Below are 7,525 nucleotides of genomic sequence, written 5' to 3' on the forward strand. Positions count from 1 at the left end.
GGGGGGGGGGGGGGGGGGGGGGGGGGGGGGGGGGGGGGGGGGGGGGGCGCGGGGGCCGGGGGGGGGGGGGGGGGGGGGGGCCCCCCTCGTCTGTCAGCCCAGTTCCCTCGGCGGGGTCCGCTTGCCGTCGACCTTCTGCACCCGGACCAGTTCGCCCCACACCACGTACCGGTAGCGGGAGGTGTAGACGGGGGTGCACGTCGTCAGGGTGATGTAGTGGCCCGGCCGCTTCCTGCCGGACTCCTTCGGGACCGCGGAGAGGACCTTGACGTTGAACTTCGAGGTCTCCGGCAGGATCGAGAAGACCTTGTAGACGTACCAGTCGTCCTTCGTCTCGAAGACGATCGGGTCGCCCTCGCGCAGCTTGTCGATGTTGTGGAACTTCGCGCCGTGGCCGTCGCGGTGGGCGGCGAGCGCGAAGTTGCCCTTCTTGCCGGCCATGGGCAGGACCGCCTTGACGGGATCCGTGTAGTAGCCGGCCACACCGTCGTTCAGGACGTCCGTGTCCGTGCCCTTCTCCACCAGGACCTCGCCGTTGCGCATCGCCGGGACGTGCAGGAAGCCGATGCCGTCCTTGGTGTCGAGCGCGCCGGGGCCCGAGTCGGTGGCCCGCGCCCAGTGGTCGCGGACCTTGCCGGCCTCCCGGTCGGCCTTGCGGTCCGCTATCACGTTGGTCCACCACAGCGAGTAGACGACGAAGAGGGCGAGCAACACCCCCGCCGTGATCAGGAGTTCGCCGAAGAAGCTGATCGCGAGGGCGATCCGTCCGGGACGCCGGGGGCGCGGGGCGGGTGCCGCGTCGGAGGCGTCCGTGTGCTCTTCGGTGTGGTCGGCGGTCCCTGCCACTGTTCCTCTAGCCCCTAGTCGATGAGCGCGTCCGGCTTGCCCTTGTCGCGCGGGCGTTCCTCGACCATCTTGCCCCAGACGATCAGCCGGTACTTGCTGGTGAACTCCGGTGTGCACGTGGTGAGGGTGATGTACCGGCCCGGCCCGGTGAAGCCCGAGCCCCGGGGCACCGGGTTCAGCACGCTCGTGTTGGACGGCGGTGTCACCGGCAGCATCGACGTCACCTTGTACACGAAGTACGTGTCCTGCGTCTCTACGACGACCGGGTCACCGGGCTTGAGCCGGTTGATGTAGCGGAACGGTTCCCCGTGCGTGTTGCGGTGCGCGGCGAGACCGAAGTTGCCGGTCTTCGCGCTCGGCATCGCCGTCTTCAGCGCACCCTCGCCGTAGTGACCGACCATGCCCTTGTCGAGCACCTTCTTGTTGTCGACGCCCTCGGCGATCGGCGCCACCACGTCCAGCTCGGGAATGTGCAGGATGGCGAAACCCTGGCCCGGCTCGAACACGCCGGGGGCCCGTTTGCCGTTCGCCCAGTCGTCCTGGAGCTGATGCGTCTCGCTGCCGGCCTGCGCGTGCGCGCGGACGTTGGTCCACCACAGCTGGTAGGTGACGAACAGCAGCATCAGCACGCCGGTGGTGATGAACACCTCGCCGATCGCCCGGCTGGCGAGCACGGCCGGGCCCGGCTTGCGCAGCCGCGCCTGGCGCCGGGCCTCCACCCGCGACAGCGGCGGTCGCTGCCCGGACCGCGGAGCGTCGGCCGGCCCCACCGGCTCCCGCGTGCCGCCATGACGCCCGCCACGCCGCTTGGCGGCCTTCCTGCGGGCCGCGCGCCCTCCGGATGAGGTTCCGGTGGTGGATGATGCGGAAGCGGCGCGAGAGGGCCTTGGAGGCTCTCCGTCGGGGCCCGTCGGCGGACCGGGGATGCGCAGCGCCATGGTCTCGTCGTCCAGGGAGGGCCGGTACGGCTCCCCGGGCATCGCGCCCGCCGCGGTCCAGTCCCCCTGCGCACCGGAAGCCCCGTACGACTGATCCCCGTACGAGGCATCGGTCTCGCGCTCCGGGCGCAGGGCGGTCACGCCGTGGCCCTGCCCACCACCGGGGCGAGCCCCGCCGACCTCGCCACGGCGTCCTGGTAGCCGCATTCCACCAGCCAGTTGGCCAGCATTCGGTGCCCGTGCTCGGTCAGCACCGACTCGGGATGGAACTGCACGCCCTCGACCGGGAGTTCCCGGTGGCGCAGGCCCATGATGATGCCGTCGTGGGTGCGGGCCGTGACCCGCAGCTCCGGCGGGACGGTGGCCGGCTCGGCGGCCAGCGAGTGGTAGCGGGTGGCCGTGAAGGGCGACGGCAGGCCGGCGAAGACGCCCTCGCCCTCGTGCTCCACCAGCGAGGTCTTGCCGTGCAGCAGCTCGGGCGCGCGGTCCACGACACCGCCGTAGGCCACCTGCATCGACTGCATGCCGAGGCAGACCCCGAAGACCGGCACGCCGGTCGCCGCGCAGTGGCGGACCATGTCCACACAGACGCCCGCCTGCTCGGGCGTGCCCGGCCCGGGCGAGAGCAGGACGCCGTCGAAGCCGTCCTGGGCGTGGGCCGTCGACACCTCGTCGTTGCGCAGCACCTCGCACTCGGCGCCGAGCTGGTACAGGTACTGGACCAGGTTGAAGACGAAGCTGTCGTAGTTGTCCACGACGAGAATCCGCGCACTCACTGGTTGTCCACCGTCACATCGTTGAAGGGCAGCAGCGGTTCGGCCCAGGGAAAGACGTACTGGAAGAGCACGTAGATCACGGCCATGGCGAGGACGAGTGAGATCAGCGCCTTCACCCACACGTTCCCCGGCAGATGCCGCCAGATCCAGCCGTACATGCCGCCCCTTCCGTTCCACCACGGCACCTGACTCACGCCGTACAGCACCAGACTAGCGGCGTAAAGCCTTCGGTTGGCCTGCCTCCACAGGCTGTGTGGAGTCCAGGTGCGCCCAGACGATCAGCCGATGACTGTGCCCCCATTCCGGATCGCACGTGGTCAGCGTCAGATACCGGCCCGGACGCGTGTACCCCGACTTACGTGGGACAGGGTCGATGACCTCAACGTCGGTCGGAACGGTTTTGTAAGGCCCTCTGTCGATCCGATACGTGAACCAGGATGTACCGTCCGTGAGCACCACCGCGTCGCCCGGCCGCAGCCGGGGGAAGTCCTTGAAGGGGTCGCCGTAGGTCCGCCGGTGGCCGGCGACCGCGAAGTTGCCCTCCTGGCCGAGCCGGGCGGTCCTCGCGTAGTGGGCGAGGCCCTTCTTGAGCACATCGGTGCCGGTGCCCTCCAGCACCGGCTTGTTCCACGTGAAACCGAGCCGGGGGATGTACATGATCGCGAAGGGCCCGCCGTAGTGGTAGGCCGCCGGCTTCGGCGCTCGCGCCGCGGTGGTGCCGGGGCCCTGTGCCGTCGGCCGGGCGCCGCCCGTCGCCCACTGCCGGTGCAGCTGGTCGATCTGGTCGTCCATGGCGCCGTCCGCCCGGACGCCGGTCCAGAACAGCAGGTAGGCGACGAAGAGCACGATCAGAGTGCCGACGGTGATGCACAGTTCGCTGACGGTCCTGATGATCACCCGCACCGGCCGCTCCTGACGGGGACTGGCTGCTCCGGCTACTCCACCGGCTTCGCGTAGTGCAGATCCACTGTGCCCGAGTAGCCCGGCAGAGTCACCGTGCCGTCATCGGTGACTTTCCAGCCGAGGCCGTAGACGTTGACGTACACCATGTACGTCTGGATCGCCTTGCTCGCGGCGAGCGCCTGCTGCAGCCTGCCCGGGTCCCCCACGGCCGTGATCTTGTACGGCGGTGAGTAGACGCGGCCCTGGAGGATCAGCGTGTTGCCCACGCAGCGGACCGCGCTGGTGGAGATCAGCCGCTGGTCCATGACCTTGATGCCCTTGGCGCCGCCCTGCCACAGCGCGTTCACCACGGCCTGGAGGTCCTGCTGGTGGATGACCAGGTAGTCGGGCTGCGGCTCGGGGTAGCCGGGGAGCTTGGCGGTCGCGTTCGGCGGGGCGTCGTTGAGGGTGACGGTGACCGCCCGGCCCGTGAGCTTCTGGGTGCCCGCGCTCTTCTCCAGACCGCTGAGCCGCTCGTCCTGCGCCTTGGTGCTGCCGTCGTCGCTCTCGGCGAGCGACTCCACGCTCCCGCGCAGGGCCGCGTTGGACTCGTCCAGCTCCTTGTTCTTGCGACTGCGTTCCTGGATCAGGTCGGACAGCTTCAGCAGGGAGGAGTCCGTACGGATGTCCGTGCCCTTGGCCGTGTTGAAACTCGTGAAGAAGATCAGCCCGGCCAGCGCGAAGACGGCCACCGTGAGAATGCGCACCGGACGGAAACGCGGACCACGGGCGGGGCCGGAACCCGTTGATCCCGTCCCGGGGGAGTCGGCAGAATTGCTCAACGTACCCTTATCTCCTTCGGCGGCGCGGAAGCACTACGCTAACGGACGCCCGGGGGAGCGCTAAGTGTCCCCTTGTACGCTGCCCCGGACCGACCCAGTTACCTGCGCGGCCACGCAGCGCATCGACAGGAGAGACCCTCGTGCCGAAGTCACGTATCCGCAAGAAGGCCGACTACACGCCGCCGCCCGCCAAGCAGGCGCAGGCCATCAAGCTCACCAACAGCGCCTGGGTTGCTCCGGTCATGCTGGCCATGTTCCTCATCGGCTTGGCCTGGATCGTCGTCTTCTACGTCACCGACGGCTCGCTGCCGATCGACAGCCTGGACAACTGGAACATCGTGGTCGGCTTCGGCTTCATCGCCGCCGGCTTCGGTGTCTCCACGCAGTGGAAGTAGCGGCTGCCCCGATCGGCTCCACCGGCTCGGCCAGCTCTGCCCAGGGCTGTTCGCTGAGTTATCCACAGGCTTGACGCGCTGTCCACACCCTCCTGGGGAAAAGACTACGATCTGTGGATAACTCCCCGGCCGTTGACGCCGGTGTGACTGCCCTACCGGCATCCATACACCCGTTCGCCCCCTGCCCGACCTGCGGAAACGCAGACGAGCGGCAGGGGGCACAGCTGTGTCCGCACCGTATGCACAAGATCGGGCACACGCTGTGGACAAAGGGGGGTCGTCAGCCGAGCTGAGCGGTCCTGACCAGCACCAGGACCAGCGACGCGGCCAGGACGAGCGCACAGGTGCCGTACTGGACCAGGGCCCGCTTCTCCCGCGGGGCGTGGACCATGGCGTAGCCCGTGACGACACCGGCGACGAGACCGCCGATGTGGGCTTCCCAGGCGATGTTGAAACCCGGGGTGAAGGTGATGATCAGGTTGATGACCAGCAGCGCGAAGAGCGGTCGCAGGTCGTAGTTGAGCCGGCGCATGAGCACACCGGTCGCACCGAAGAGGCCGAAGATCGCTCCGGAGGCACCGAGCGAGGCCACGTTGGGCTCGGCGATCAGATAGGTGAGCGCGCTGCCGGCCAGCCCCGAGACGAAATAGAGGGTGAGGTAGCGGGCCCGGCCGAGCGCCGCTTCCAGGGGGCCGCCGATCCACCACAGGCTGAGCATGTTGAACAGGATGTGGGCATAGCCGCCGTGCAGGAACATCGCGGTCAGCAGGCGGTAGTACTGGCCCTCGGCGACGCCCTGCACCCCGGGGAGGAAGTGGGTGTAGGCCTGGCCGATGAGCTCGAAGCGGTTGGTGAAGCTGTCGCCGACGGCCATCTGGACCAGGAACACGGCCAGGTTGACGCCGATGAGGATCTTGGTGAGAAGCCGGGGGTCCGCCGTCACCGTGCCGCCCGCCATCGTGCGCGGCTGCGACGCGGCCGGGGCGTGCCCGGTGCCGGAGCCGGTGCGGACGCAGTCGGGGCACTGGAAACCGACCGAGGCGCTGACCATGCACTCGGGGCAGATGGGGCGTTCGCAGCGGGTGCAGCGCACGCCGGTCTCGCGGTCCGGATGCCGGTAGCACACGGGCAGGCTCCTGGCGTCCTGCGTGCTCCCTGCGGCCTGGTCCATCGGATCCCCTTGCTGGTCGTGAGCCTGTCCCCCGGCACATACCCCGCCCCGCTCCTCCATACGGACGAGCGGGGCGTTTGGTTCCCGGGAGGATTCCGGGCGGAGGCGGGCTCAGCCCTGGCGCTTCTCGACGACGACCGTCTCGATGACCACGTCGTTGACCGGGCGGTTGTTCGGGAGTGTCGTCGGCACGGCGGCGATGGCGTCCACGACCTTCCGGCCGGCCTGGTCGGTGACCTCTCCGAAGATGGTGTGCTTGCGGTTCAGGTGCGGGGCGGGGCTGACCGTGATGAAGAACTGGGAGCCGTTGGTGCCCGGCCCGGCGTTGGCCATGGCGAGCAGGTACGGCCGGTCGAAGCGCAGGTCGGGGTGGAACTCGTCCGCGAACTCGTAGCCGGGGCCGCCGATGCCGGTGCCCAGCGGATCGCCACCCTGGATCATGAAGCCGCTGATGACCCGGTGGAAGACCGTGCCGTCGTAGAGCTTGTCGCTGCTCACCACCCCGGTGGCCGGGTGCGTCCACTCACGCTCGCCCTGGGCCAGGTCGACGAAGTTCCTGACCGTCTTCGGCGCGTGGTTCGCAAACAGCCGGACCTCGATGTCGCCGTGGTTGGTCTTCAGGGTGGCGTAGAGCTGCTCGGCCACGGTGTGCCTTCCGTTGTCCTCGTGTGACGTTCGATCCTCGCACGGCCCAGGGCCCGCGAAGTCGGGCCGCGACGAGTTCCGCCGGTGAGGGGGCGCGCGGCGATGATTCGTGGCAGTGTCGACGGGAAGCACCGGTTGCACCCATATGCCCGCCCTCGCATGCCGCGCGGGCCGCTGACAGGCATGATCCGTAAAAGGGTGGAAAGTCGATTACCGTACGCCACCGAGGAGGAGGAACCCGTGACCCGCATTGACAGCGTGCGCGCCGCGACCGGCTCGGCGAGGGACAGCGTGCTGCACGCCGCGGAAGTGGTGGCGCCCTACGCCGACACGGCAAAGGAGCGTGCCGCGTATTACGCGCAGGAGGCACGCGTACGACTGGCGCCCGTGGTGTCGCAGGCCGCAGAGCAGGCCCGCGAGCAGTACGACGCCCGGCTCGCCCCACGCCTTGAACAGGCTCGTGCGCATGTGCCGCAGAAGGTGGACCTCGCCGCGCAGGAAGCCGCCGCCCGTACGCGCAAGGCCGCCCGGCAGGCGGCCGACTACTCACGTCCGAAGATCGAGCAGGCGGTGGCCGCGGCCACCCCCGTGGCCGACGAGGCAGCCGCGCGCAGCGCGGCCGCGGGTGTCGCCGCGCTCGCCGCGCTGCGCGGTCAGGTCTCGACGCGCGAGATCCAGAAGCTGGCCCGCAAGCACGCGCGGCGCCGCCGGACCGGTCGGGCCGTGAAGTTCGTGGCGGCGTTCGGCCTGGTGGCCGGCGGTGCCTTCGCGATCTGGAAGTGGTGGGACAAGCAGGCCAATCCCGACTGGCTGGTGGAGCCGCCGGCCGCGACGGAGGTCCCGGAGTCCGGCCGCCTGAGTTCCGTGGACGGCAGCGGTTCGGTGCTGGACCCCGAGGTTCAGGCGAAGCAGGCGGAGGACGAGGCCGCGCACCGCGACGACCAGGAGTGAGGCCACCGGCCGTCGGGTGAGACATGGGGGGGGGGGGGGGGGGGGGGGGGGGGGGGGGGGGGGGGGGGCGGGGGGGGGG

Annotated in this window: 10 protein-coding genes; 2 read left to right on the top strand and 8 right to left on the bottom strand. The window is 69.8% G+C overall.

Going from position 1 to position 7,525, the window contains the following annotated elements; genetic code table 11:
- Positions 1–93: 93 nt before the first annotated feature.
- The 6 genes from V7E45_RS36900 to V7E45_RS36925 are packed head-to-tail and all read right to left on the bottom strand — an operon-like array spanning position 94 to position 4,284.
- Positions 94–846 carry a class E sortase gene (locus V7E45_RS36900; protein WP_333778652.1) on the bottom strand — a complete coding sequence of 251 codons (753 nt, stop codon included), beginning with the start codon at positions 844–846 and terminating at the stop codon, positions 94–96.
- A gap of 14 nt (positions 847–860) precedes the next feature.
- Positions 861–1,925, bottom strand: a complete 1,065-nt coding sequence (locus V7E45_RS36905; protein ID WP_333778653.1) for a class E sortase — start codon at positions 1,923–1,925, stop codon at positions 861–863.
- Entirely contained in the window at positions 1,922–2,560 is a 639-nt protein-coding gene (locus V7E45_RS36910) for an aminodeoxychorismate/anthranilate synthase component II (RefSeq protein ID WP_333778654.1), read from the bottom strand. The genes V7E45_RS36905 and V7E45_RS36910 overlap by 4 nt, the downstream gene beginning before the upstream one ends.
- Positions 2,557–2,754, bottom strand: a complete 198-nt coding sequence (locus V7E45_RS36915) for a hypothetical protein (RefSeq protein WP_333778662.1) — start codon at positions 2,752–2,754, stop codon at positions 2,557–2,559. Before V7E45_RS36915 ends, V7E45_RS36910 begins: the two co-directional genes overlap by 4 nt.
- Before the next feature lie 16 nt (positions 2,755–2,770).
- Positions 2,771–3,463, bottom strand: a complete 693-nt coding sequence (locus tag V7E45_RS36920; RefSeq protein WP_333778656.1) for a class E sortase — start codon at positions 3,461–3,463, stop codon at positions 2,771–2,773.
- Between the two features lie 32 nt (positions 3,464–3,495).
- Positions 3,496–4,284 (bottom strand): DUF881 domain-containing protein, encoded by a 789-nt coding sequence (locus V7E45_RS36925; protein ID WP_333778657.1) that lies wholly within the window; start codon positions 4,282–4,284, stop codon positions 3,496–3,498.
- Positions 4,285–4,424: 140 nt separating this feature from the next.
- Between V7E45_RS36925 and crgA the strand changes: the two genes are divergently transcribed.
- Positions 4,425–4,679, top strand: coding sequence for a cell division protein CrgA (gene crgA, locus V7E45_RS36930; RefSeq protein WP_061922326.1), 255 nt, complete (start codon positions 4,425–4,427; stop codon positions 4,677–4,679).
- A 280-nt stretch (positions 4,680–4,959) separates the two neighbouring features.
- On the opposite strand, the gene V7E45_RS36935 is transcribed toward crgA, so the two are convergent.
- Positions 4,960–5,850 carry a rhomboid family intramembrane serine protease gene (locus V7E45_RS36935; protein ID WP_333778658.1) on the bottom strand — a complete coding sequence of 297 codons (891 nt, stop codon included), beginning with the start codon at positions 5,848–5,850 and terminating at the stop codon, positions 4,960–4,962.
- Between the two features lie 111 nt (positions 5,851–5,961).
- Entirely contained in the window at positions 5,962–6,495 is a 534-nt protein-coding gene (locus V7E45_RS36940; RefSeq protein WP_333778660.1) for a peptidylprolyl isomerase, read from the bottom strand.
- A gap of 240 nt (positions 6,496–6,735) precedes the next feature.
- Here V7E45_RS36940 and V7E45_RS36945 point away from each other — a divergent pair, with 240 nt between their 5' ends.
- A complete protein-coding gene (locus V7E45_RS36945) occupies positions 6,736–7,446 on the top strand; it encodes a DUF5324 family protein (RefSeq protein ID WP_333778661.1) in 711 nt (236 codons plus the stop codon).
- The last annotated feature ends 79 nt before the right edge of the window (positions 7,447–7,525 follow it).

Origin of the sequence: Streptomyces sp. IBSBF 3136, from assembly GCF_036815105.1 — a bacterium.
In the GTDB taxonomy this organism is placed as follows: domain Bacteria; phylum Actinomycetota; class Actinomycetes; order Streptomycetales; family Streptomycetaceae; genus Streptomyces.

Excerpts from the sequence above, each read along its gene's own strand:
- V7E45_RS36935 (WP_333778658.1), bottom strand. The coding sequence starts at position 5,850 with ATGGACCAGGCCGCAGGGAGCACGCAGGACGCCAGGAGCCTGCCCGTG.